At 68.3% G+C, this 24608-nt stretch carries 25 protein-coding genes; 13 read left to right on the forward strand and 12 right to left on the reverse strand.

The features are described 5' to 3' along the window. Genes ACFFU4_RS10800 through ACFFU4_RS10825 form a run of 6 tightly spaced genes read left to right on the forward strand, consistent with a single transcriptional unit; the run spans nt 1 to nt 6778 of the window. Nucleotides 1-1242 (forward strand): class I SAM-dependent methyltransferase, encoded by a 1242-nt coding sequence (locus ACFFU4_RS10800; RefSeq protein ID WP_377070328.1) that lies wholly within the window; start codon nt 1-3, stop codon nt 1240-1242. Further along, entirely contained in the window at nt 1243-1701 is a 459-nt protein-coding gene (locus tag ACFFU4_RS10805; RefSeq protein WP_377069781.1) for a TrgA family protein, read from the forward strand. Further along, nucleotides 1677-2513, forward strand: coding sequence for an NUDIX domain-containing protein (locus ACFFU4_RS10810; RefSeq protein ID WP_377069782.1), 837 nt, complete (start codon nt 1677-1679; stop codon nt 2511-2513). Before ACFFU4_RS10805 ends, ACFFU4_RS10810 begins: the two co-directional genes overlap by 25 nt. Before the next feature lie 58 nt (nt 2514-2571). After that, the gene (locus ACFFU4_RS10815) at nt 2572-3597 is read left to right on the forward strand and encodes a cysteine synthase A (RefSeq protein ID WP_377070330.1); all 1026 of its coding nucleotides are present in this window, start codon (nt 2572-2574) and stop codon (nt 3595-3597) included. Further along, the gene (locus ACFFU4_RS10820) at nt 3594-6062 is read left to right on the forward strand and encodes a DUF3772 domain-containing protein (protein ID WP_377069783.1); all 2469 of its coding nucleotides are present in this window, start codon (nt 3594-3596) and stop codon (nt 6060-6062) included. The genes ACFFU4_RS10815 and ACFFU4_RS10820 overlap by 4 nt, the downstream gene beginning before the upstream one ends. Next, on the forward strand, nt 6059-6778 hold the full coding sequence (locus tag ACFFU4_RS10825) for an alanyl-tRNA editing protein (RefSeq protein ID WP_377069784.1): 720 nt from the start codon (nt 6059-6061) through the stop codon (nt 6776-6778). Before ACFFU4_RS10820 ends, ACFFU4_RS10825 begins: the two co-directional genes overlap by 4 nt. A 396-nt stretch (nt 6779-7174) precedes the next feature. Here the strand turns inward: ACFFU4_RS10825 and ACFFU4_RS10830 are convergent, their stop codons facing one another. The 5 genes from ACFFU4_RS10830 to rpsF all read right to left on the reverse strand — a co-directional run bounded on the left by ACFFU4_RS10830 (nt 7175) and on the right by rpsF (nt 10337). After that, a complete protein-coding gene (locus ACFFU4_RS10830) occupies nt 7175-7969 on the reverse strand; it encodes an acyl-homoserine-lactone synthase (RefSeq protein ID WP_377069785.1) in 795 nt (264 codons plus the stop codon). 118 nt (nt 7970-8087) lie between these two features. Next, on the reverse strand, nt 8088-8813 hold the full coding sequence (locus ACFFU4_RS10835) for a helix-turn-helix transcriptional regulator (protein WP_377069786.1): 726 nt from the start codon (nt 8811-8813) through the stop codon (nt 8088-8090). Nucleotides 8814-9105: 292 nt separating this feature from the next. Further along, nucleotides 9106-9714: a 50S ribosomal protein L9 gene (gene rplI, locus ACFFU4_RS10840; protein ID WP_377069787.1), complete on the reverse strand. Its 609-nt coding sequence runs from the start codon at nt 9712-9714 to the stop codon at nt 9106-9108. A gap of 12 nt (nt 9715-9726) precedes the next feature. Further along, entirely contained in the window at nt 9727-9954 is a 228-nt protein-coding gene (gene rpsR / locus ACFFU4_RS10845; protein WP_085525039.1) for a 30S ribosomal protein S18, read from the reverse strand. Nucleotides 9955-9983: 29 nt separating this feature from the next. Continuing rightward, nucleotides 9984-10337 carry a 30S ribosomal protein S6 gene (rpsF, locus tag ACFFU4_RS10850; RefSeq protein WP_377069788.1) on the reverse strand — a complete coding sequence of 118 codons (354 nt, stop codon included), beginning with the start codon at nt 10335-10337 and terminating at the stop codon, nt 9984-9986. Between the two features lie 290 nt (nt 10338-10627). Between rpsF and ACFFU4_RS10855 the strand changes: the two genes are divergently transcribed. Continuing rightward, the gene (locus ACFFU4_RS10855; RefSeq protein WP_377069789.1) at nt 10628-11212 is read left to right on the forward strand and encodes a YceI family protein; all 585 of its coding nucleotides are present in this window, start codon (nt 10628-10630) and stop codon (nt 11210-11212) included. Between the two features lie 66 nt (nt 11213-11278). On the opposite strand, the gene ACFFU4_RS10860 is transcribed toward ACFFU4_RS10855, so the two are convergent. The 6 genes from ACFFU4_RS10860 to ACFFU4_RS10885 form a co-directional block, all read right to left on the reverse strand. Continuing rightward, nucleotides 11279-12487 carry a DegT/DnrJ/EryC1/StrS family aminotransferase gene (locus tag ACFFU4_RS10860; RefSeq protein WP_377069790.1) on the reverse strand — a complete coding sequence of 403 codons (1209 nt, stop codon included), beginning with the start codon at nt 12485-12487 and terminating at the stop codon, nt 11279-11281. Nucleotides 12488-12564: 77 nt separating this feature from the next. Beyond that, nucleotides 12565-13869 carry an NAD(P)/FAD-dependent oxidoreductase gene (locus ACFFU4_RS10865; protein ID WP_377069791.1) on the reverse strand — a complete coding sequence of 435 codons (1305 nt, stop codon included), beginning with the start codon at nt 13867-13869 and terminating at the stop codon, nt 12565-12567. 47 nt (nt 13870-13916) lie between these two features. Beyond that, nucleotides 13917-15284, reverse strand: a complete 1368-nt coding sequence (locus ACFFU4_RS10870) for a glutamine synthetase family protein (RefSeq protein ID WP_377069792.1) — start codon at nt 15282-15284, stop codon at nt 13917-13919. Then, nucleotides 15277-15963, reverse strand: coding sequence for a type 1 glutamine amidotransferase (locus ACFFU4_RS10875; protein ID WP_377069793.1), 687 nt, complete (start codon nt 15961-15963; stop codon nt 15277-15279). Before ACFFU4_RS10875 ends, ACFFU4_RS10870 begins: the two co-directional genes overlap by 8 nt. Nucleotides 15964-16011: 48 nt before the next feature. Beyond that, nucleotides 16012-17328 (reverse strand): glutamine synthetase family protein, encoded by a 1317-nt coding sequence (locus ACFFU4_RS10880; RefSeq protein ID WP_377069794.1) that lies wholly within the window; start codon nt 17326-17328, stop codon nt 16012-16014. A gap of 271 nt (nt 17329-17599) precedes the next feature. Then, nucleotides 17600-18292: a M48 family metallopeptidase gene (locus tag ACFFU4_RS10885; protein WP_377069795.1), complete on the reverse strand. Its 693-nt coding sequence runs from the start codon at nt 18290-18292 to the stop codon at nt 17600-17602. A gap of 109 nt (nt 18293-18401) precedes the next feature. Here ACFFU4_RS10885 and ACFFU4_RS10890 point away from each other — a divergent pair, with 109 nt between their 5' ends. After that, nucleotides 18402-18734 carry an SMR family transporter gene (locus ACFFU4_RS10890; protein ID WP_377070331.1) on the forward strand — a complete coding sequence of 111 codons (333 nt, stop codon included), beginning with the start codon at nt 18402-18404 and terminating at the stop codon, nt 18732-18734. A 56-nt stretch (nt 18735-18790) separates the two neighbouring features. Here ACFFU4_RS10890 and ACFFU4_RS10895 read toward each other — a convergent pair whose 3' ends face one another. Beyond that, entirely contained in the window at nt 18791-20386 is a 1596-nt protein-coding gene (locus ACFFU4_RS10895) for an ABC transporter substrate-binding protein (protein WP_377069796.1), read from the reverse strand. A 111-nt stretch (nt 20387-20497) separates the two neighbouring features. On the opposite strand from ACFFU4_RS10895, the gene ACFFU4_RS10900 reads away from it, so the two are divergent. The 5 genes from ACFFU4_RS10900 to ACFFU4_RS10920 all read left to right on the forward strand — a co-directional run bounded on the left by ACFFU4_RS10900 (nt 20498) and on the right by ACFFU4_RS10920 (nt 24563). Then, nucleotides 20498-21427, forward strand: a complete 930-nt coding sequence (locus tag ACFFU4_RS10900) for a LysR family transcriptional regulator (RefSeq protein ID WP_377069797.1) — start codon at nt 20498-20500, stop codon at nt 21425-21427. A gap of 99 nt (nt 21428-21526) precedes the next feature. Next, a complete protein-coding gene (locus ACFFU4_RS10905; protein WP_377069798.1) occupies nt 21527-21943 on the forward strand; it encodes a Fur family transcriptional regulator in 417 nt (138 codons plus the stop codon). A gap of 8 nt (nt 21944-21951) precedes the next feature. Continuing rightward, the gene (locus ACFFU4_RS10910) at nt 21952-22848 is read left to right on the forward strand and encodes a cation diffusion facilitator family transporter (protein WP_377069799.1); all 897 of its coding nucleotides are present in this window, start codon (nt 21952-21954) and stop codon (nt 22846-22848) included. A 70-nt stretch (nt 22849-22918) separates the two neighbouring features. Next, nucleotides 22919-23800 carry a DMT family transporter gene (locus ACFFU4_RS10915; protein WP_377069800.1) on the forward strand — a complete coding sequence of 294 codons (882 nt, stop codon included), beginning with the start codon at nt 22919-22921 and terminating at the stop codon, nt 23798-23800. 58 nt (nt 23801-23858) lie between these two features. Next, the gene (locus tag ACFFU4_RS10920; protein WP_377069801.1) at nt 23859-24563 is read left to right on the forward strand and encodes a TspO-related membrane protein; all 705 of its coding nucleotides are present in this window, start codon (nt 23859-23861) and stop codon (nt 24561-24563) included. Nucleotides 24564-24608: the final 45 nt, after the last annotated feature.

Consider the following 24608-nt stretch of genomic DNA (forward strand, 5'->3'; position numbering starts at 1 on the left):
ATGGCGGGCGAGACGAGGCTGACAGGCGCGGAGGCCCCGCGCCGCAGTATCGCGGGCGAGCGCGGGCTGCCGCGCTATTTCGCGCGCTGTTTCAACGTGGCGCGGGGGATGCGCGCCGGGCGGCTCGATATCGGGCTGCCCGACGGGCGGCTGTTCCGCGCCGAGGGCGCGGAGCGGGGGATCGCGGCGCGCATCGACATCCATGACCGCGAGGTGTTCGCGCGGCTGGTGCGCGAGGGCTACCTGGGGTTTTGCGAGGCGTATCTGGACGGGGCATGGTCGACGCCGGACCTGCAGGCGTTTCTCGACCTTCTGACGGACGACAATGACAGCATCTACAACGGCTATCCGGGGCAGGCGCTGGCGCAGCTTTACGAGCGCATCCGGTTCTGGTTCAAGCGCAACTCCAAGGGGCAGGCGCGGCGCAACATCGAGTATCACTACGACCTCGGCAACCAGTTCTACGCCCTGTGGCTGGACCGCACGATGACCTATTCCAGCGCCCTGTTCGACACCGGCGACGAGAGCCTGGAGGCCGCGCAGGAGGCCAAGTATGGCGCGCTCGTCGATGCGCTGGAGGTAAAGCCCGGCGATCACGTTCTGGAAATCGGCTGCGGCTGGGGCGGCTTTGCCGAATATGCCGCCGACAAGCGCGGGCTGCGGGTGACCGGGCTGACGATCAGCCCGTCGCAGTTGCAATTCGCGCAGGAGCGGATCGCGCGCGCCGGGCTGGCGGACCGGGTGACCCTGAAATTGCAGGATTACCGCGACGAGACCGGCACCTATGACGGCGTGGCCAGCATCGAGATGTTCGAGGCCGTGGGCGAGACATACTGGCCGGTGTTCTTCGCGGGGCTGCACGACCGGCTCAAGCCGCTGGCGCGGGCCTGTCTCCAGATCATCACGGTCAGGGACGACCGTTTCGAGAGCTATCGCCGCGATGTCGATTTCATCCAGAAATACATCTTTCCCGGCGGCATGCTGCCGGGGCCCACGGTGCTGCGCCGTCAGGTGGCACGCGCCGGGCTCGATGCGCTGGGCTCGCGCGAGTTCGGGCAGAGCTATTCCGAGACGCTGCGGCGCTGGCACAGGCGGTTCGACGCGGCCTGGCCCGAGATCGCGGCGCAGGGCTTTGACGTGCGGTTCCGGCGGATGTGGGATTTCTACCTTGCCTCTTGCGCCGCCTCGTTCAAAGGCGGTAGTTGCAATGTCACGCAGATCACCCTTGCAAGGCCCGGCTGAATGCCCGCAACTGATACCATGCCCACCGCGGGCAAGCTCGCCGCCGCGATAGGACTTGCGGTGCTGGGCTGGATCGGGTCGGAGATGTTCCGCCCGCTGATGGACGAGGGCACCGATTTCGGCTGGTTCAACTATGCGAACGCGGGGATCGGTGCGATCTGCGGCTGGCGGGTGACGGGGCGGCGGCTGGGATATGGCTATGCCACCGGTGTCAGCGCGGGGCTGACCGGGATGGTGGCGCTGGTGTTCTGGGCGGTGTTCGCCCAGAGCCTCAACGAGATGCTGCAGCGCACCCTCAACGGCCGTATCACCGGGGTCATGAACGGGCTGATCGAGATGTTCGAACTGGCCACCGAATACGTGATGCTGCTGCCCGACGGCCCGCTGATCGGCGTGCTGCTGGCGGGCGGTTTTCTTGTCGGCGCGCTCGCCGAATGGGTGGATCGGCGGTGGGCGTGAGCGGTGGCGAGGCGGCCTATCTCGCGGCGGTGCTGGGCGAGGACGCATCCGGTGCGCTGGGGCGCGAGGCGGCGGCGGAGGTGCTGGACGGGTTCGCGCGCGGCGTGCCGGTCGAGGAGATGGCCGCACGCCGCGCGATGATCCTGTCGCGGGCCCGGGCGCGGATGGCGGCGCGCGCGGCACCCGCGCCCGCGGATCTGCGCAGCGACACGGGGCGCGATGCCGTGACGGTGACATCCGATGAGATCACCCATGACGGTTTCTTCCTGACCCGGCGCTATGCGCTGCGCCATCCGCGCTTTGACGGCGGGCAGAGCGCCGAGGTGGCGCGCGAGGTGTTCGTGGCGACCGACGCGGCGCTGGTGCTGCCCTATGACCCGGTGCGCGACCGGGTGCTGCTGGTCGAGCAGTTCCGCATGGGCCCGTTCGGCCGCGGCGACCCGCGTCCGTGGACGCTCGAACCGGTGGCGGGGCGGATCGACGGCGGCGAGAGCCCGGAAGCCTGCGCCCGGCGCGAGTGCGAAGAGGAGGCGGGGCTGGCGATTCGCAGGCTGGAGACGATTTCCAGCCATTACTGCACGCCTGGCTATTCCACGGAATTCTTTCATATTTTCATCGGGTTGTGCGACCTGCCGGAGGCACGGCAGGGGCGTGGCGGGCTGCCCTCCGAGCACGAGGACATCCGCACCCATGTGATCGGGTTCGACCGTGCCATGGGGCTGATCGACAGCGGCGAGGCCAATAACGGCCCGCTGGTTCTGTGCCTGCTGTGGCTGGCGCGGGAGCGCGCACGGCTGCGGTCGGCGGGTTGAGTTTCCCATGCGCAGGCCCTACACCTGCGCAGCGAACTGAATGACAGGAGAGACCGGGATGCGCATGGCACGCGACCTCGCCGAGGCGGTCGGCAACACCCCCCTCATCCGGCTCCGGCGCGCAAGCGAGGAGACCGGCTGCGAGATCTGGGGCAAGTGCGAGTTTCTCAATCCCGGGCAGTCGGTCAAGGACCGCGCCGCGCTCTATATCATCCGCGACGCGGTGGCGCGCGGGGCGCTGGCACCGGGCGGTACCATCGTCGAGGGGACCGCCGGGAATACCGGTATCGGTCTTGCGATGGTCGGCGCGTCGATGGGGTTTCGCACCGTCATCGTGATCCCCGAGACGCAGAGCCAGGAAAAGAAGGACATGCTGCGGTTGGCGGGGGCGGAACTGGTGCAGGTGCCCGCCGCGCCCTACAAGAACCCCAACAACTACGTGCGCTATTCGGGCCGTCTGGCCGAAGAGCTGGCACGAAGCGAGCCCAATGGCGCGATCTGGGCCAACCAGTTCGACAACGTGGCCAACCGGCAGGCGCATGTCGAGACCACCGGCCCGGAGATCTGGGAACAGACCGGCGGCCGCGTCGATGGCTTCATCTGCGCGGTGGGCTCGGGCGGTACGCTGGCGGGCGTGGCCGAGGCGTTGCAGCCCAGGGGCGTCAAGGTCGGTCTCGCCGATCCCGAGGGCGCGGGTCTCTACAAGATTTACACCGGCGAGGACAACCCCGGCGATTCGATCACCGAAGGAATCGGTCAGGGGCGGATCACCGCCAATCTCGAGGGATTCACCCCCGATTTCACCTGCCGCGTGCCGGATGCCGAGGCGCTGCCGATCGTGTTTGACCTGCTGGAGCACGAGGGGCTTTGCATGGGCGGCTCTACCGGTGTCAACATCGCCGGGGCGATGCACATGGCGCGCGAGATGGGGCCGGGGCACACCATCGTCACCATCCTGTGCGATGTCGGTACCCGCTATCAATCCAAGCTGTGGAACCCCGAGTTCCTGCGCAACAAGGGTCTGCCTGTCCCCGGCTGGCTGACCGACGCGCCGCGCTCGATTCCCGGAGTTTTCGTCGAATGAGAACGCGGCTGGCGGGACTCTGGCTGGCGCTGGTCGTGGCGCTGGCCGGGGTCGCGGTGGCCGGCCCGCTGGTCGTTTCGCCCGCGCAGGCGCAGGGTCAGCAAGCGCAGGAGGGGCTGGATTACGAGGCCTGGGAAAACCTTGCCGCGCGGGTCGAGCAGGCGCTCGAAGGCGGCGAGGTGGCGACCCCCGTGCTCGAGGATCTGCGCGGGCAGGTTGCCGCGTTCCGCCAGAAATTCAACGATGCGCAGGGCACCAACGCCACCACGCTCAAGACCGTGCGCGATCAGCTCTCGGCGCTTGGCTCGCCGCCGGAGACGGGCAGCGAGCCCACCGAGATTGCCACGCAGCGGGCGGAGCTCGAGCGGCGGCTGGCGCGGCTGGAGGCCCCGGTGCGCACCGCCGAGCTGGCCCGCAGCCGGGCCGACGGGCTGATCGCCGGGATCGACCAGACCATCCGCGAGCGCGAGACGGCGGAACTGCTGCGCATCGGCCCGACGCCGGTGAACCCGCTGCACTGGCCCGACGCGCTGCGCGCGCTCTACCGGCTGGCGGGCGATGTGAGCGGCGAGGTCGTGCGCTCGTGGCAGAGCCCGATCGAGCGCACGATCCTCAAGGACAACCTGCCGGTGATCCTGGTGCTGACGCTGGTCGGGCTGGTGCTGCTGGCGCGGGGGCGGCGCTGGTCGATGCGGCTGATGCGCCGGCTGGTGGGCGAGGCCCCGAGCGCCGGACGCTGGATCGCGAGCTTCGGCGCGTCGCTGGGCGAGTGGCTGTTGCCCTATGCCGGGATCGCCGCGCTGGTGCGTGCGGCGGATACCTCGGGGATGGTGGGGGTGCGCGGCGAGATGCTGCTGGACGCGCTGCTGCCCGCCGCGTTCATCCTGCTGCTGGCGCGCTGGCTGGCGCAGCGGGTGTTCCCGCGCCACGAGCCCCGCGGACCGGTGCTGCATCTCGACGACCGCTGCCGCTATTCCGGGCGGCTTTACGGGGCGCTTCTGGGGCTGGTGGTGGCCGCGTTCCACTTCGTGCAGGCGGTGGCCGAGGGCGCGGACTGGAGCGAGGCGGCGACCAACGTGGTGATCTTCCCGGTGCAAGTGCTGACCGGGCTTCTGCTGTGGCGGCTGGCGGCGCTGCTTGGCCTGCACAGCCGCGCCTGCATGGCCGAGAATGACGGCGAGGCCGGGTTCTCGGGCCGGGTGGCCAGGCTTATCGCCCGGGTATTGCTGGCGGTGGCGGTGATCGGGCCGCTGCTGGCGGCGGCGGGCTATGTCAAGGCGGCGCAGGCGCTGATGCTGCCCACGGCGCTGTCGGTGCTGCTGCTGGCGGCGCTGGTGATCGTGCAGCGGCTGCTGACTGAGCTGTACGTGATGGTGACCGGAAACCGCGAGGGCGCCGCCGATTCGCTGGTGCCGGTGCTGGCGGGCTTCGCGCTGGTGCTGGTCTCGGTGCCGGGCTTTGCGCTGATCTGGGGCGCGCGCCCGGCGCAGCTCATGGAGTTCTGGACGCGGTTCACGCAAGGCATGAGCCTGGGCGGCGTACAGATATCGCCGGTGGTGTTCGTCACCTTCGCCGCCGTTTTCGCCATGGGCTATGTGGTGACGCGGCTTGTGCAGGGGGCGCTCAGGAATACGATCCTGCCCAAGACGCGGCTCGACACCGGCGGGCGCAATGCGATCGTGTCGGGGGTGGGCTATGTCGGGATATTCCTCGCCGCCGTGATCGCGATCACGAGCGCGGGCATCGACCTCAGTTCGCTTGCCATCGTCGCCGGTGCGCTGTCGGTCGGGATCGGTTTCGGCCTGCAGAACATCGTATCCAATTTCGTCGCTGGCATCATCCTGCTGATCGAGCGGCCGATCTCGGAGGGCGACTGGATCGAGGTGGGCGGCCAGCACGGATACGTCAAGGCCATCTCGGTGCGGTCCACCCGGATCGAGACCTTCGACCGCACCGACGTGATCGTGCCCAATGCCGATTTCGTCAGCGGCACGGTGACCAATTACACCCGCGGCAACACCGTCGGCCGGGTGATCGTGCCGGTGGGGGTGGCCTATGGCACGGATACCCGCCGGGTCGAGGCGATCCTGCGCGAGGTGGCCGAAGAGCACCCGATGGTGCTGATGAACCCGGCCCCGAACATCGTGTTCCGCGGCTTCGGGGCAAGCTCGCTCGATTTCGAGATCAGGGCGATCCTGCGCGATGTGAACTGGGTGATGAACGTGCATTCCGACATGAACCACGAGATCGCGCGGCGATTTGCCGAAGACGGCATCGAGGTCCCGTTTCCGCAGCAGGACGTGTGGTTTCGCAACGCCATGCCCGCGCGTGGCGCGGGCGGCCCGTCCGGGGCCGAGGCCGGGACCGAAGCGGCCGTGCCGCAGGCCCCCTCCGCCGCGCCGGTGCAACTTACCGAGGCCGATTTCGAGGCCGGCGATGGCGATGGTGACGGGGGCGGGCGATGACCGAGATGCTGTTTCGCGACGATCCCTACTTGGCCGAGGCCCCGGCGCGGGTGGCGGCGCACACGCCGGAGGGCGGCGTGGTGCTCGACCGGACGGTGTTCTACCCGTCGGGCGGCGGCCAGCCCGGCGACAGCGGGCGACTCGACTGGGAGGGGGGTCACTTGCCGGTGGCCACCACCGTGAAGGGCGAGGGCGCGGCGATCGCGCTGGTGCCCGGCGCGCCGCAGGCGCTGCCGCCGGTGGGGACGCAGGTGGTGCAGGTGCTCGACTGGGAACGCCGGCACCGGCACATGCGGATGCACACGGGTCTTCACCTGCTGTCGGTGGTGATCCCGCTGCCGGTCACCGGCGGGCAGGTGGGCGAGGCGCGCTCGCGGCTCGATTTCGATATGCCCGAGGCCCCGCAGGACCGCGAGACGCTGGAGGCGCATCTGGCGATGCTGGTGGATCGCGACCTCGCCGTCACCGTGGACTGGATCACCGATGCCGAGCTTGACGCCAATCCCGGGCTGGTCAAGACCATGTCCGCCGCGCCGCCGCGCGGGGCGGGCCGGGTGCGGCTGATCGGGATCGGCAGCGGCGAGGACCGGGTCGATCTGCAGCCCTGCGGCGGCACCCATGTGGCGCGCACCGGCGAGATCGGGGCGCTGCGGCTGGGCAAGATCGAGAAGAAGGGCCGCCAGAACCGGCGGGTCTATCTGCACCTCGACGGCTGAGGCGGGCCCTGTGAGGCGGGCCCTGATTGCGGCGAGCGCGCAGGCGATGAAGCCGGACCTTCGGGCACCGGTCGGGGCCGAGTTCGACGCTTCGCCGGTCCCGGGGCGCGCCCGCGTTCTTGCGCCGTCACGCGACACGCTCTGATCAAGGCCGGAATATCTGCCAAGCCTCCCTGACCGACCTCATGCGGACGCGCATCGGGTGTGTCGGCACCATTGTCCGACACGCCCGCCACCTGACGCCGGATGCGGCGTGATCGAGACGGATGCCCGGGCGGCGCCGGGCATCACGGGGTACGCGAAAAGGAAGGACCGCCCCGGGGAGAATGGGGCGGCCCTCATCGTTCCATCACCCGGCCCGGCGCGTGCGCCGGGCTGGCCGGACCTACTGGGGGGTCAGGCGCCGACTTGCGAGTGAGAACGAATCTTGTCGGCGAGCGCGGCCTTGAGCTTCAGTGCGGCGATGCGCTCGTCGGTGGTTTCCGCTGCGGCTATCTGCTCGTCGCAATAGGATTCCAGCGGTGATTTCCGGGGCACCTGTGCGGCGATCACGGGCAGGGCGAGCGCCTCCTCGTCACCGAGGAACACCTCGCCCTCGATCCCGGCCACCTCGCGGATGCGGTTCGCGCGCTCCTCGGTGCAGTCGAGCAGCCCGGCGAGCGCCGCGACCTTGCCCATCTGAACGGTCTTGCCGACATAGTCGTAAGGCGCGTTGCCCGAGCGCTTGAGCACCCGGTCCATCACCGGGTCGATCACCGTCACCACGTCGCTGATGCCGGATCGCATGGCATATTCCACCGCGCCCAGCATGAGCTCGGAGGTGGCGTGGGAGACCGAGCCGCGCGCCCGCCCGCGTCCGAGCCGCTGGGTATCGACACAGAAGCGCGTCGATTCCCACAAGGTGGCGCTGCGCAGCGGTGGCTCGCCATCGAGGATGGCGTGGAACACGTCGGACAGCATGTGCGGCCCCGTGGTCTGAAGCGCGCGCGCGCAGGCGATGACATTGCCCGCCTCGTCGAGCCCGATCACGTAGGCGGGATCGAGCGCGTCGAACTGATCCTCCTCGCGCCCGTCGGTGATGGTCACATCCCATCCCAGCCGCCCGGCAAAGACCCGTGCGCGCAGGCGGAACATCTGGTCGAGAACCATCGGAAACTTGTGTTTGTTGAGTGCGTCTACGATCAGTATCATATCGTCCATCCCCTTTGTTTCTGGTGTCACAGTCGCGATTGGTGAGTGGTGCGGCCATAACCCCAGCTTAGGGGAAGCTGTCGGAAGCGCTATTGGGGAAATCCCGTATGGCTGCGGCTCAGCCGGGGTAGACGAGGCCCATCGAGATCGCGCGACCGACCGCCTGCGCGGTGGTAAGCGCATAGAGCTTGTGGCGCGCCGAGCGCAGGTGGACCTCGACCGTGCGATGAGAAATCGTAAGGATATCAGCAACATCCTGCTGCGACTTGCCCTCCGCCGTCCATTGCAGGATCTCCTGCTCGCGCGATGACAGGGCCGGGCCGCGCAACAGGCTGGAGAAACTGTCGGAACTGATCACAAGGTCGTGCATGTGCACCGAGAGCGCCTGCCAGAGGTGCATGTTCTCGCGGCACATCGCCTGCCATTCGGATCGCGGGCCGCCGCAGGTCAGGCTCAGGCCGCCGATATCGCCGTAGGGGCCGCGCACCGGAATGGTCACCCCCTGGTCGGAGACGCCGAAATCATGCGCCGCGCGAAACACGGTGAGATAGTCGAGATCGCGCTCGAGGCGCGACCAGTCCACCGGCGCGATCGAGCGGCGCGCGCTGTGAAGTGTCGGGTCGATGCGGTGCAAGCCGTGGGCGGCGTAATGCTCCTGCCAGTCCTGGCCGTAGGTAACGTGGCCGACGACCGACCGGTTGATCGGGTTCATCCCGGCGTAGGCGACATGGTCGACTCCGAAACGCTCGCGAATATCGAACAGGAAAGCGTCGAAATCCTCGGCGGCGTCGGGCAGATCTGCGAGGTCGATGAGACCGGCCCGGTCGAATGAGTCGCCCGTCATGATGCCTCCCGCCGCGGCACTGCCGCTTGTCAGACCCCTGCGCCCCCTGTCAACACACGCTCTTGTTACCAAACACGACAACCCTACGGTACCTGCGTGCCGCGGGCACCATGGCCGTCAAGGCTGTAAACCGATGGCCGACATCAAATGCGTCAACCTTTACCCATCACTTAGGTGCGATGCTAGCACGGCACAAGACCGGGTGTCGAGCAACGCGCCGAAAAGACGGCAGAGAACCGCGCGGGTGGGCCCGCGCGGTGTTGCGACATGCGCCGGGAAGGGCGCGGCGTGCTCAGGCGCTCTCGTCATCCGAGGTTGCGGCAGCGGGGGCGTCCTCGTCCGAGGCGGCTCCGCCGATATCGTCGAACAGTTCCGAGATCTCGAAATCGGCCGCGGCCTCTTCCTCGGCGGCGGCGTCCTGAATGGTCCGGCCAGACGCCTGCAATTCGGCCTCTTCGGGCGAACGCGCCACGTTGAGCGTGACCACTGCCACCACCTCGGGGTGGAGGTGGATCTCCACCTCGTGCAGGCCCAGCGTCTTGATCGGCTGGCGGATGATCACCTGCTTGCGGTCGACGGTAAAGCCCTCGGCGGTGGCGGTGTCGGCCACGTCACGGGTGCTGACCGAGCCGTAGAGATTGCCGCCGTCAGAGGCCTGGCGAATCACGACGAACTGCTGACCGTCCAGCTTGCCGGAGAGCGCTTCGGCCTCCTTGCGGGTTTCGAGGTTCTGCGCTTCGAGCTGCGCCTTGCGGGCCTCGAAATCGGCGATGTTGCGCTCGGAGGCCGACAGTGCCTTGCCCTGCGGCAGAAGGTAGTTGCGCGCGAAGCCTGACTTGACATCGACGACATCGCCCATCTGGCCAAGCTTGGCGACGCGTTCCAGAAGGATCACTTGCATGGTCTCGCCTCCTTATTTCACGGCGTAGGGAAGAAGCGCGAGAAAGCGCGCGCGCTTGATCGCACGCGACAACTCGCGCTGCTTTTTGGCCGATACGGCGGTGATGCGCGACGGCACGATCTTGCCGCGCTCGGAAATGTAGCGCTGCAGCAGGCGGGTGTCCTTGTAGTCGATCTTGGGCGCGTTGTCGCCCGAGAAGGGGCAGACCTTGCGGCGGCGGAAAAACGGTTTCGTAGCCATGGGTTATCGTCCTTTCTTCAGGTGATGATTCAGCGGCGCTCGCGGCGCTCGCCGCGCTCTTCGCGCTTTTGCATCTGCACCGACGGCCCCTCTTCGTGGGCGTCGACCTTGATGGTCAGCACCCGCATCACGTCGTCGTGCAGGCGCATGAGGCGCTCCATCTCCTGCACGGCGGCGGTCGGCGCGTCGGTCCTGAGAAAGGCGTAATGGCCCTTGCGGTTCTTGTTGATCTTGTAGGCCATCGTCTTGACGCCCCAGTACTCGCTGTCGAGGGTCTTGCCCCCGTTATCGGCGAGGACGGCGTTGAAATGCTCGATGAGCCCCTCGGCCTGCGCGTTGGAAAGATCCTGGCGCGCGATCATCACATGCTCGTAAAGCGGCATGTCGTCTCCACTTCTGTCAAGGCGCATTTCATAGGGCGGGCGATACCCTTTCGCTGCCCGTCCACGAGAGTCTGCGCGGTCCATATCGTTTGCGAAAGGTTGGCGGCGTATACCGTGCCGCATCCGTGCCCGCAAGGGCGATCGCGCCGGCCCGGTCCGCGCTTCCGGCGGCGCGCGGCGGGTGTTCGCCAGTCCACAGGCTGTGTTGGAAACTGTGCTATTGTTCTTTCGCGCCGATACGCCAATCTGTTGCGCATGAGCCGACAACATCAGGACTGGAGTTATTACAGATGAGACCAACCGTCTTTGCCACCGCAGCCGCGCTCGCGCTCGCCGCCACCACCATGGCCCATGCGGCCCCCGAGACCTACGAGCTCGATCCCAGTCACAGCCAGGTCGTGTTCACCTACAACCATCTCGGCTTCTCGACCACCACCGGGATGTTTGCGGGCTTCGAGGGTGAAATCCGGTTCGACGAGGAAAACCCGGCGAACTCCTCGGTCGATGTCTCGATGCCGGTGATGTCGATGTTCACCGGTTGGGAAAAGCGTGAAGAGCATTTCATGTCCGACGATTTCTTTGGCGCGGAAGAGGGCGACATGGTCACCTTTACCTCCACCGGTATCGAGGTGACCGGCGAGAAGACCGCCGTCATCACCGGTGACCTGACCATGAACGGCATCACCAAATCCGTGGATCTCGACACGGTGATGAACCAAAAGGCCGACGCCCACCCGATGAACAACCGCCCATGGGTCGGCTTCGACGCCACCACCACGCTCAAGCGCACCGATTTCGAGCTTGGCATGTTCGCGCCCTATGTCAGCGACGACGTCGAGGTGATGATCTCGATCGAGGCGGGCAAGCCCGAGTAAGGCGCCCCCTCGGCACGCGCCGTAACGCCGGGCCGTCCGCATCGCGGGCGGCCCTTTCTTCGGCGATCAGGTGCCGTAAGCGCGGCGCGCGCCCGTCACTGCGGCCACCGCATCGAGCAGGATATCGGCCACCGCATCGCATTCGGCGCGGGTCAGCCGCGCGGGCAGCCGCACGTCGCAGGCGCGCATCAGCATCCTGCGCGTGCGCGGCAGGTCCGGGGCACCACCGGGCAGGAACCCCCAGTTCCAGAAGGCGCGCGCGTTGTCGGTGCTCAGGCCAAAAACCTGCACCTTGACGCCCCGCGCCGCCGCCGCATCCGCGAAATCGCGGGTCTCGGTCTCGCTCAGCCCGACGAGGTTGAACTGGATCGAATCGGGCGCGCGGTCCTCGCCGTCGAGGGGGGCGGGCACCGACAGGTGCGGCGAGGTCTCCAGCCGGGCCGCGACGTGATCGTGATTGGCCCGCCCGGCGCGCACCCGGGCCGCGATTTCGGGCAGTTGCGCGCGGATGATCGCCGCCGACAGGTTCGACAGGCGCAGATTGTAGAGCGGCAGCCGGTTCTGCCAGCGGGCAAAGGCGGCGTCGAGGCTCGGGTCCGGGCCGTCCATGTGCTTGGCCCAGTTGTGCTCATAGGCGCCCGACATGATGACCGCGCGGGCCACCAGATCGGCATCGTCGGTAATCAGGATGCCGCCCTCGCCGGCATTGACCATCTTGTAGGACTGGAAGCTGAAACAGCCCGCGCGCCCGATCGTGCCGATCCTGCGCCCGCGCCACATCGTGCCCAGCGAATGCGCGGCGTCCTCGATGACGGGCACGCCGTGCGCATCGCACAGCGCCATGACCCTGTCCATGTCCGAGGTGTGGCCGCGCATGTGGCTGACGATAACCGCCTCCACGCCGTCGAGCCGGGCCTCGAAATCGGCGATGTCGATGCGGTAATCCTCGCCCACCTCGCACAGCACCGGCACGCAGTCGGCGTGGACCACCGAGGAGGGTACGGCGGCGAAGGTAAAGCCGGGGATCAGCACCCGCGCGCCCCGCGGCAGCCCCAGCGCCTTGAGCGACAGGAACAGCGCCGCCGAGCAGGACGACACGGCCAGCGCGTAGGACGTGCCCATCATCGCCGCGAAATCGCGCTCCAGAAGCGTCACCGGCGCGTCCTTCGGCGCGGTGTAGCGGAACAGGTCGCCGGTGCGGAGCAACCGCTCCACCTCGGCACGGGCGGCGTCGGGGATGGGCTCGGCGTCGTGGACGTTGGGGGCTTGCGTCATGCGTTCGGCTTTCCTGAAAGTGAGTTTCGACTTTCCCGAACAAATAGGCCCGAAATGTGACGGTTTGTCAAAGCCCGTCAGAAACCCAGCCGGTCGCGCAGCGCGAACCAGCTCATCGCCAGCGCCAGCAACGGCGTGCGCAGCGCCGTGCCGCCCGGGAACGGCGGGCAGGGCACCCGCGCAAGGCAGTCGAACCCCGCCGACCGCCCGCGCACCGCTTCGGCCATCAGCCGGCCGGCGAGCGTCGCCATGCCCACCCCGTGGCCTGAATAGCCCGAGGCCGACAGGATATCGGGCGCGGGCCGCGCGAGGAGGGGCATCCGCTTCATGGTGATGGCGAGCGTGCCGCCCCAGGCGTAGTCGAGCGGCACGTCGGCCAGATGCGGGAAAATCTCCAGCATGGGCCGCCGCACCGTGGCGCGGATGTCGCGCGGAAAACGGTAGCCATAGCTCTCGCCGCCGCCGAACAGGAGCCGCTTGTCATGGCTGAGACGAAAGTAATTCACCACGAATTTCGTGTCGGCCACCGCCACGTCGCGGGTCAGCACGCGCGCGGCCTCGTCGCCCAGCGGTGCGGTGGCGACGATGAAATTGTTGATCGGCATGACGCGCGCGGCCACCCGGCGCTCCAGCCCGCCGAGATAGCCGTTGCAGGCCAGCACCACGTGATCCGCCTCGACATGGCCGGCATCGGTGGCCACGCGGGTCGTCTGCCCGCGCCGGATGTCGTGCACCTGCGCGCCCTCATGGATACGCACCCCCGCCGCCTGCGCCGCGCGGGCCAGTCCCAGCGCGTAGGCCAGCGGGTGCAGATGCGCCGCCCCCATGTCGAGCGTGCCGCCGTGATAGGCGGGCGAGGGGCAGAGCGCGTGCATCGCCTCGTGGTCCAGCGTCTCGATCCGGTCATAGCCGTAGCGCGCGGCGAGGTGTTCGGCACAGGCGTGCTCGGCGTCCATTTCGCGGGCGGTGAGACAGGCATGCGCGACGCCGGGTTTGAGATGACAGTCGATGGCGTGCCGGTCCACCAGATCCTTGACCAGGTCCTTGGCCTCTTCGCCCAGCCGCCACAGATGGTCCGCGTCCCCGGCCCCCACCAGCCGCTCCAGTGCGGTCTGCTCAACGCGCTGCCCGCTGCCCAACTGCCCGCCATTGCGCCCCGAGGCGCCAAACCCCACGCGCTGCGCCTCCAGCAGCACCACATCGAGCCCGGCCTCGGCCAGATGCAGCGCCGCCGACAGCCCGGTATAGCCCGCCCCCACCACGCAGACATCGGCCCGCGCCGCGCCCCTGAGCGGCGCAAAGGGCGGCAGCGCAGGGGCGGTGGCGGCGTACCAGCTTGGCGGGTATTGCCCGCGCCGGTCGTTGGCATGGAGCAGGTTCATGGCTTCTTCTTGGTTCAAGTACTCATGTCGCGACGCTTTCGGCCCGCTCACACGTTGAGCAGCAGGTGCTCGCGCTCCCACGGGCTGATGACCTGGAGGAATTCCTCGTATTCGGTGCGTTTCACGATGGCATAGACGCGGGCGAAGTCCGGCCCCATGATGTCGTGCAGCGCGGTGGCCTTCTCGAAGAGGGTGAGCGCCTCGCCCATCACGTTGGGGATATCGGACTCGCCGGAATAGGCATCGCCCTTGAACTGCTTGTCCGGCCAGTCCTCGTTCACGATGCCCAGCAGGCCGCAGGCGAGGCTCGCGGCGATGCCGAGATAGGGGTTGCAGTCCATCCCGGCCATGCGGTTCTCGACCCGCCGCGCGTCCGGCCCCGAGAGCGGCACGCGGATGCCGGTGGTGCGGTTGTCGCGCCCCCATGCGAGGTTGATGGGCGCGGCGTGATCCTTGACGTAACGGCGGTAGGAATTGACGTATGGGGCCAGCACCGCGACGGCCGAGGGCAGGTGTTTCTGCAAGCCGCCGATGAAGTGGAAAAACAGGTCCGTCTCGCCGCCCTGCGGCCCGGCAAAGAGGTTGCGCCCGGTCTCGATATCGAGGATCGAGTGGTGAATATGCATGGCGCTGCCCGGCTCGTCCTCGATCGGTTTGGCCATGAAGGTGGCGAAGCAGTCATGCTTGAGCGCCGCCTCGCGGATCAGCCGCTTGAAGTAGAACACCTCGTCGGCGAGCTTTACGGGCGAGCCGTGGCGCAGGTTGATCTCGAGCTGCCCCGCGCCGCCCTCCTGCGTGATGCCGTCGATCTCGAAGCCCTGCGCCTCGGCGAAGTCGTAGATGTCGTCGATGACGGGTCCGAATTCATCGACCGCGGTCATCGAATAGGCCTGCCGCGCCGCCGCCGGGCGGCCCGAGCGGCCCATCATCGGCTTGATCTCCTGGGCGGGGTCGAGGTTGCGCGCCACGAGGAAGAATTCCATCTCGGGGGCCACCACCGGCTTCCAGCCGCGGGCGTGATACATCTCCACCACCCGGCGCAGCACGTTGCGGGGCGAGAACGGGATCGGCACCCCCTCGCGGTCAAAGGCGTCGTGGATCACCTGGATGGTCCAGTCCGCCGTCCAGGGTGCCGCCGAGGCGGTGGACATGTCGGGGCGCAGGATCATGTCGCGCTCGATGAAGCCCTCGTCGCCCGCGGCCTCGCCCCAGTCGCCGGTGATGGTCTGGTAAAAGATCGAGTCGGGCAGGTGAAAATAGTCCTGCCGTGCGAATTTCGTGGCCGGCACCGCCTTGCCGCGGGCGATGCCGGGCAGGTCGGAGATGATGCATTCGACCTCGTCGAGGCGGCGGTTTTCTAGGTAGGCCCGCGCCGCCTCGGGAAGCCCTTTGACGAACTCTTTCAAATCAGCCATCCGGGTCGCCTTTCGTGAAAATGTCGGCGATGGTCTGCGCCATCGCATCCGTATCGGTCGGTGTGTCGAGCCGGGCGCGGGCATGGTCGCGCAGCGGATCGGGGACCACCCCGATGGCGCGGTGCTCGATCAGTCGGTCCATCATGGTGGCATTGAACTCGGGGTGCGGCTGGATGCTGAAGATGCGCGGACCGTAGCGCAGCGCGGCGATCTCGCAGCCCTCGGCACTCCCCACGACCTGCGAGCCCGGTGGAGCCTTGACCACCTGGTCCTGGTGCCATGCGTTGAGGGTCAGGGGGCGCCCGTCGATCTCGTAGGTCGTGGCACCCACGCGCCAGCCGTCCGGGTGCTTGACCACGGTGCCGCCCAGCGCCTGCGCGATCACCTGGTGGCCGAAGCACACGCCAACCAGTGGCAGATCCGCCGCGCGGATGTCACGGATGAGCCGCTCCAGCGGCGGCAGCCACGGGTGATCCTCGTAGACCCCGTGTTTCGAGCCGGTGACGAGCCAGCCATCGGCGGCGTGCGGCCCGTCAGGGAATTCTTCATCGACCACGTTGTATGGTGCAAAGTCGAAGCCGCGCCCGTCCAGCAGCCGCGCGAACATGGCGTCGTAATCGCCCAGCTCGCCCAACACGATGTCGGGGGCGTGGCCGGTTTTGAGGATGCCGATCTTCATCTTGGCTCCATCGTTTGATCAAATTCTGGCGTGGGCGCTCGCGCGATCCTACACCGTTTCGAGATAGACCTTCCAGTGATCCTCTGCCGCCATCCGGTCGATGCGCGCGTGTTCCTGCCGCTTGGTCATCACCAGGTTGGCGATCAGGTCCGCGGGAAAGATGCGCGCGATCAGAGGGTTGGCCTCGAACGCGTCGATCGCCGCGCCCCAGTCGCCGGCGAGCTGCGGCAGGTCCGCCTCGTAGGCGTTGCCGGTGATCGGGGCGGGCGGCGTCATCGCGTCGTCGATGCCGGTGATCGCCGCGCCGAGGATGGCCGCGAAGGTGAGGTAGGGGTTGATATCGCCGCCCGCCACGCGGTGCTCGATCCTGCGCGCGGCATTGGGACCGCCGGGGATGCGCAGCGCGGCGGTGCGGTTCTCATAGTCCCAGCCCGCGCCGGTGGGCGCGTGCGCGCCCGGCACGAGGCGCGCGTAACTGTTTGCGTGCGGCGCAAAAATCAGCGTCGAGGCGGGCATCGCGGCAAGGCAGCCCGCGACCGCGCTGCGCAAGTCATCGGTGCCGCGCGGCGTGCCGTCGTCGAAGACGTTGTTGCCCTCGGCATCGAGCACCGAGAAATGCATGTGCATGCCGTTGCCGCTGTCGGCGTCGAAGGGTTTCGCCATGAACGTGGCGACATAGCCGTGCCGGCGCGCCAGACCCTTGATAAGGTTCTTGAAAAGCCATGTGTCGTCGGCGGCGCGCATCGCCGATTGGTGGTGCAGCGTCAGCTCGAACTGCCCGACCCCGGCCTCGGAGATCGCCGATTCCACCGGGATGCCCATTTCCGCCCCCGCCGAATAGAGCGCCGACAGGAACGCATCAAACGCGTCCATTTGTCCGAGGCTGAGGATTCCGGGCGCCTTCATGCGCCGTCCGGATCGCGGATCGCGCACTGTTTTCAATGACTTGGATGCAGGTTCGACGAGCGTGAACTCAAGCTCGGTGGCGGCGAACACCTCCCATCCGCGGGCGGCGAAGCGCGCCAGAACGGCCGACAGCGCATGGCGCGGGTCGCCCGCGAAGGGCGTGCCGTCCTCGTAATGCATCACCATCGGCACCAGCGCCTGCGGCTCCTCCAGCCAGGGCAGGGGCACCGCGCCGCGCTCGGTGGCAAACAGCCGCCCGTCGATGTCGCCACTGTCGAAAACCAGCGGGGAGCCCTCGATATCGGCGCCGAAAATGTCCAGATTCAAGGCACTTAGCGGCATGCGCAGGCTGCCGTCGCCAAGCTTGTCGGCAAAGCTCGCGGGCAGGCGTTTGCCGCGCATCCGGCCATTGAGGTCGCAGGCGGCCACGCGGAAGGTCTGGAACTGTGTGAGGTCCATCGGGGAGGTCCTGATCGGGATTTGGCAGACCCTAGCGCGGGGCGGGGGGGCTTGCCAAGCGTAATTTGATCAAAAGAACCGCGCGGCGCGCCCGCGCCGGACCTGCAGGTTCGGGACGCGAACCGCACGGTTCGCGGCGGGCCGCGTGCGGTGGTTGCGCGCGGTGCAACCCGCTATCGCGCAACGAGGAGACGGGAGGTGCCGTCCTGACTCGCGCGACCGGGCGCTGCGTTCACCGTCCCGCTCCGCGGCGTGAGCCAGGGCGATGCCGTTACCGGAGCGCGCGCTGCCAGCGGTCCTCGAGCTTCTCGATGGCGGCGATCCGGTCTTCGGTCCTGGGATGGCTCATCAGCCAGGCGGGCATCGCGCCGCCCGCGCCGGAGGTCAGCGCCTCGAGTTTGCGGAACAGCGATTTCTGCGGCTCGGTGCCGATCCCCGCCTTGGTCAGCAGCGCTGCGGCGTATTCATCGGCCTCGTACTCGTCGCCGCGCGACAGCCGTGCCGCCAGAAGCGAGGTGATGCCGTTGGCGATCCACACGCCGATGCCGGGCAGGAAGCGCGACAGGATCATGGCGAGCGCGGTGCGCAGCGCGTTCTGGCCGGAAAAGTCGATCATCCGCCGCCGCGCATGCCCGAGTGCGACATGGCCCAGCTCGTGCGCGATCACGCTGGCCATTTCCTCGGCCGAGACCTCGCCGGTCTGGAACTTGCGGAAGAAGCCGCGGGTGATGAAGATGCGCCCGTCCGGCGCGGCCAGCCCGTTGACCGGGTCGATCTCGTAGAGATGCACGCGCACGCGCGGCAGGTCGAGCGCGCGGGCGAGACGGTCGAACACCGGTTTGAGCCGCGGGTCGGCCAGCTCGGTCGAGCGCGCATCGAGCTCGCGCGTGGTGCGCCAGACCGAGAAGCGATACATCGCGAGCGCGTAAAGCAGCGCCAGAAGGATCGGCGTGAACTTGAGCATGACGCGAATATGGGGCGGCGGTTGGCGGGAGGCAAGCGACGTGACGGGCTGGACCATGCGCCGGGGCTCGCGTAACGAGGGGCATATCCCCGAGGCAGGAGGCATCAGGATGCAGGTCTATTTCCTTCTGGCGCTGGCGATCCTTGCCGAAACGGCGGGCACCACCGCGTTGCAGGCCAGCCAGCAATTCACCCGGCTCTGGCCGTCGGTTTTCGTGGTGGTGGCCTATGCGATCAGCTTCTACCTGCTGTCGATCACGCTCAAGTTCATGCCGGTGGGCGTGGTCTATGCGATCTGGGCGGGGCTGGGGATCGTGTTCATCGCCGCCATCGGCTACGTGGTGTTCGGCCAGAAGCTGGACGCGCCCGCGGTGCTCGGCACGGCGATGATCATCGCCGGGATCGTGGTGATCCAGCTTTTCTCCAAGGTGGCGCCGCACTGAGGCGAGGCGGCGGGCGGCGCGCCCGGGGACGGACCGGGCGCGCGCGCGTGCACGGCTCAGGCGAACCACCAGCGTTCGCAGTTGCGCAACCCGTCGAGCTGCGAATTCGACGCCAGCTTTTCCGGGGTGCCGATCCTGTCGCTGGTGGCGGCGATCAGGTTCGCAAAGGCGGGGATGACCGTGGGGCAGTCGTCGCGCACGAGTTGCTGCATCTCGAAATACATCTCGGCGCGTTTGGCCTCGTCAAGCTCGCCGCGGGCCTGCACCAGCAATTCGTTGAAGCGCTCGTTGTCCCATTTGGTGTCATTCCACGGCGCATCGGCGGCGTAGGACACCGACATCACCCAATCGACGGTGACGCGGCCCCCGAGGCTGCTGACATGCCACGGCACGTTGAGCGGCACCTCGGACCAGTAGCCGTCGGTCGGCTCGCGCCTGACCTCGATGTTGATGCCCGCGTCCCTGGCCGAGGCCTGGTAGAGCACCGCGCCGTCGAGCCCGCCGGGATAGACGTCGGCGGCGGTGAGCGCGATGTTCAGCCCGTCCCCGTATCCCGCCCGCCTGAGGTGGAAGCGGGCCTTGTCGGGGTCGTAGCTGCGCTGTTCGAGCGCGTCGGCGAAGAACTTCTGATTGCGCCCGACCGGGTGGTCATTGCCCACATAGCCGTGCCCCTGGAGCACCTTGTCCACCCATTCCTCGCGGTCGATGGCCAGTTTCAGGGCCATCTGCACGTCCTTGTCGCCGAAGGGTGCGGCGGTTTTCAGCATCGGGTAGGGGAAGTGGCGGGTGCCGCCGACCTCGAGGATGTTGATGCCCGGCCGCCGCCCGAGCAGGTGCAGCGTCTTGAGATCCGGGTTCTCGATGACATCGACCTCGCCGGTCTGAAGGGCGCTGGTGCGCGCCGCCACATCGGCGACGTTGAGCGTCTCGACCGCATCGAACCAGGGCAGGCCGTCCTTGAAATAGTTCGGGTTGCGGCGCGTGAAGGCGCGCACGCCCGGCGCCCACTCCTCGAGGATGAAGGGCCCGGTGCCGATGCCCGCGTCCCAGCCCTCGCCGGTGGTGCCCTCGGGGCCGATGACGACGTGATAGTCCGACATCAGGTAGGCGAAATCGACATTGGGGGTTTCGAGATCGACGATGATCCGGTGCTTGCCGTCGGCGCGGATGTCGCGGATCACGTTCATGATCCCCGAGACCGCGGATTCGCTGTTCTCGCCGCGGTGGATGTTGAGCGAATGGATGACATCCGCCGCCTCCAGCGACTTGCCGTTGTGGAACTCGATCCCCTTGTGCAGGTCGAAGACCCAGCGACGCGCGCCGTCGGCGGGCTCCCACGTCTCGGCAAGCTCGCCCGTCACGTTGCCGTCGGCGTCGATCACGGTGAGGTTGTTGCGGACCTGCCAGCTTACGTTGATCGGGTGGGCGGCCTGCAGGGTGGCACCGTTGAGCGTGTCGGTGGTCGCGCCGCCGCGCAGGGCCTGGCGCAGGGTGCCGCCGCGCCTGGGCGTGGCAGCGAAGGCGGGGTCGGGGCCGAGGCCCGTGCCGAGCACACCCGCCGCGCCGAGGGCGGCGGTGGTTTTCAGAAATCTCCGGCGATCGTAGCTGTTCGGGCCCGGCTTCAAGAGGGGGGTCTTTCCTGACGCGGTCATTGCTCGCTCCTGTCGGTTCGCCATTGCGGGGTCAGCCTTGCACAGGTCATAAGTTGACACATCGGCATAAATTATCATGCTGCTTGCGGATTACTCATGTATGGATGCGCCATGACCCTGCGACAGTTGCAAGCCTTCGTCCATGTCATGCGCCTCGGCGCGATCGTGGCGACGGCGGAGGCCATGGGCCTCACCCAATCCGGGGTCAGCCGCATGATATCCGAGCTTGAGCGGGGCGTCGGCTTCAAGCTGTTCGTGCGCTCGGGCCGCGGGCTGAAGCCCACGTCGGAGGGGTTGCGGTTCTTCAAGGAGGTCGAGCGCAGCGTCACCGAGATGGAGGGGCTGCGCCGCGTCGCCGAGGAGATCCGCCTCGGCTTTGGCCAGCGCCTGCGGGTCTCGGTGCTGCCGACGATGTCGGCGACGGTGCTGCCGCTGGCGCTGCGGCGGTTTCACGAGACGTTTCCCAACACGGCGGTGGAGGTCGATACCGCGACCTACGATTCGGCGTTGATCGCGCTGGAGGAGGACCGCATCGACCTTGCGGTCACGTTCCACATCCCCGGCATGGACGGCATCGACATCGAGTGGCTGGCCGAGGCGGATTACGTGTTCGCCGCGCCGCGCGATCATCCGCTGATGGAAAAGGAGCGGGTCCGGGCCGGGGATCTGGTGGAGGAGCGTCTCATCGGCGACATGGCCGGGCGGATCCAGGATGTGCAGGAGTCCGACGACCTGCGCCGGTCTCTGGAGGCGCCGACCCGGCGGCGCATCTGGTGCCACACCTCGGCGACCCGCTACGCGATGATCGCGGGCGGCCTGGCCACCAGCCTCGCCGAGCCGTTTTCCGCGCCGCTGTGGTCCCATGCCGGGGTCGCCATCCGGCCGTTCGAGCCGCGGCTGAGCATCCGGTACTGTTTCGCGGTGCCGAGTACCGAGCAGCGCTCGCAGGAGTCGGTGGCGTTCCGCCGTGCGTTCCGCGCCGCGATCGCGGCATTCGCGGCGGAGCATGACCTGCCGATCCGAACCGACCCCGCCGGCTGATCGCGGCGCCGTTTTGCAAAGGGCCCCGGCCCCGAAAAGGGTGGAAATGCGCGCGCCGTGGCGCTATCCCGGCGGACGAAAGCCAAGCGGAGGCGTGCGATGCGCGACACCATTACCAAGCGCTGCGCGGCCAGTGGGCTGAGGATGACCGGGCAGCGGCGGGTGATCGCGCACGTGCTGGAGATGTCCGACGATCACCCCGATGTCGAGGAGCTGCACGCCCGCGCCGCCGCGCGCGACCCGAAGATCTCGATCGCCACGGTCTATCGCACGGTCAGGCTGCTGGAGGAGGCGGGCATCCTCGACAAGCTGGAATTCGGCGACGGGCGGGCCCGCTACGAGGATGCCGAGCGCGCCCATCACGACCACCTCATCGACGTCAATTCCGGCGCGGTGATCGAATTCGTCGATCCCGAGATCGAGGCGTTGCAGGAACGTATCGCCGAGAAGCTGGGCTATCGGCTGGTGGGGCACCGGCTGGAGCTGTACGGCGTGCCGCGCAAGGACAGGGAGTAGCGCGGGGCATGGACCGGGTGATGCGGCTGGCGCTGGGCAGCGTGATCGTCGGGCTTGGCGTGCTGGCGCTCAAGCTGGTGGCGTGGCGCGTGACCGGCTCGGTCGCGCTGATGTCCGACGCGCTGGAAAGCGTGGTCAACGTGGCCACCGCGCTCGCCGTGATCGTGGCGCTGCGGGTGGCGCGGCGCCCGGCGGATGCCAACCACCCGTTCGGCCACCACAAGGCGGAATTCTTCTCGGCGGTGCTGGAGGGCGTGCTGATCGTGCTGGCGGCGGTGTTCATCCTGCGCGAGGCGTGGGACGGGCTGGCCAGCCCCCGCGCGCTCGACGCGCCGGGGCTGGGGCTGGCGGTCAACGCCGTGGCGGGGCTCATCAACGCGGTGTGGGCGTGGCTGCTGATCCGCGAGGGGCGGCGGCACCGCTCGCCCGCGCTGGCCGCCGACGGGCGGCACCTGATGACCGACGTGGTCTCGTCGGTGGGGGTGCTGGGGGGCGTGGCGCTGGCAGTGGCGACGGGGTGGTGGGTGCTCGATCCCGCGCTCGCCGTGCTGGTGGCGCTCAACATCCTGTGGTCGGGCTGGAGCGTGATCCGCGGCTCGCTGAGCGGGCTGATGGACGAGGCGGTGTCGGACGGGGAACTGGCCCGCATCCGTCGAATCATCGCCGAGAGCGCCGGGGGCGAGACCGCGCTGGAGGCGCATGACCTGCGCACGCGGCACGCGGGTCCCGTCACCTTCATCGAGTTTCACCTCGTGGTGCCGGGCGCGACCACCGTCGAGGACGCGCACACCCTATGCGACCGGATCGAGGCGGCGCTGATGGATGCGCTGCCCGATGCGCGGGTGACGATCCATGTCGAGCCCGAGCACAAGGCCAAGCACAGCGGCATCGTCGTGCTGTCATGAACCGCAGGCTTTCGCCCGCGCGCGGGCTGTGCGAACAGGGGGGCTGACCCCCGAGGAAAGGCCCCCGAGAATGGAAAACCTGCGCGGCAGCGTGCTGATGGTGCTGGCGATGGCCGGCTTCGCGCTGGAGGACATGTTCATCAAGCGGCTGGCGGACGCCATGCCGGTGGGCCAGATCATCATGGCGATCGGGCTGGGGGGTGCTGCGATCTTTGCCGCGATCTGCGCGGGGCAGGGGCGGCGGCTGTTCTCGCGCGACCTGCTGGCGCGGCCCGTCCTGTTGCGCAACACCGGCGAGATGGCGGGCACCATGTGTTTCGTCACGGCGATCGCGCTGACGCCCTTGTCCTCGGCCTCGGCGATCCTTCAGGCGACGCCGCTCGCCGTCACGCTGGGCGCGGCGCTGTTCCTGCGCGAACCGGTGGGCTGGCGGCGGTGGTCGGCGATCCTGGTGGGGTTCGCGGGGGTGCTGATGGTGGTGCGCCCGGGGCTCGAAGGCTTTGCGCCCGCCTCGCTTTTCGCCGTGGGGGCGGTGATCGGGCTGGCGCTGCGCGATCTGGCGACGCGGGCGGTGCCGGCGGCGATCTCGTCGATGCAGCTTTCGGCCTATGCCTTTGCCACGCTGGTGCCGACGGGGGCGATCCTGCTGGCCTTCGGTGACGGGCCGGTGGTGCCGGGGGGCGTGCAGATCCGCGATCTCGGGCTGGCGCTGGCCTGCGGCGTGGGCGCCTACTATGCCATCGTCGCGGCGATGCGAGTGGGCGAGGTCGCGGTGGTGACGCCGTTCCGCTATACGCGGCTGGTGTTCGCGCTGGGGATCGGGATGCTGGTCTTTGCCGAGCGCCCCGATGCGTGGACGCTGACCGGTGCGGCGGTGATCGTGGCGTCCGGGCTCTACACGCTGATGCGCGAGGCGCGGCTGGGGCGGCGGCGGGCGCGGGAAACGGCTTGAGCGCGGCGGGAAACCGGGCGAGGGTGCGCCGTAACGCCATCCGGGAAGGGAGACTGCCATGACACGCGCCTTCGCCATCCTGACCTTCGTGGCCGCCGTGGCCTTCGCGGCCTCGCCGTTCGTGTCGTCGGGGTTCAACGGCTTTGCCCCCGAGCAGTTCCCGGTGCCGCAGGACGCGCCCCCGGTGCAGCCCGCCGGCTATGCGTTCTCGATCTGGGGGGTGATCTATCTGTGGCTGATCGCCGGCACCGGCTTTGGCCTGCTGATGCGCGCCGACGCGCCGGGCTGGCGGGCGGGGCGCGCGCCGCTTTTCCTGAGCCTCGCGGTGGGCAGTAGCTGGATCGCGGTGGCGCAGATCTCGGTGATCGCGGCGACGGTGCAGATCTGGATCATGCTGGTTGCCGCCCTCGTCGCGCTGGTGCGGTCGGGCCGGAGCGACCGCTGGCTGCAGGCCGAGCCGGTGGGCCTGTATGCCGGCTGGCTGACAGGGGCGGCGTCGGTGTCGGTGGGGCTGATCCTGGCCGGTTATGGCCTTGTGTCGGAGACGGTCGCGGCCTTTGCCGGCCTGTTGCTGGCGCTGGTGATTGCGTCGGCGGTGCAGCGCGTGCGGCCCGACAGCCTGGCCTACCCGGCGGCGGTGATCTGGGCGCTTGCCGGTGTGATCGCCGCCAATCTCGCGCCCCTGAATGTCGGGGTGATCGGCCTTGCCGGGGCCGGGATCGTGTACCTGGCGGCGATGATGCTGCGCCGGGGCCGGGGATGAAGGCGATCGCGGCGCGGCCATGCCGCCCGGATCGTAGCCGCGCGT

The sequence above is a fragment of the Roseovarius ramblicola genome, from assembly GCF_042430665.1.
GTDB classification, from domain to species: Bacteria; Pseudomonadota; Alphaproteobacteria; order Rhodobacterales; family Rhodobacteraceae; genus Roseovarius; species Roseovarius ramblicola.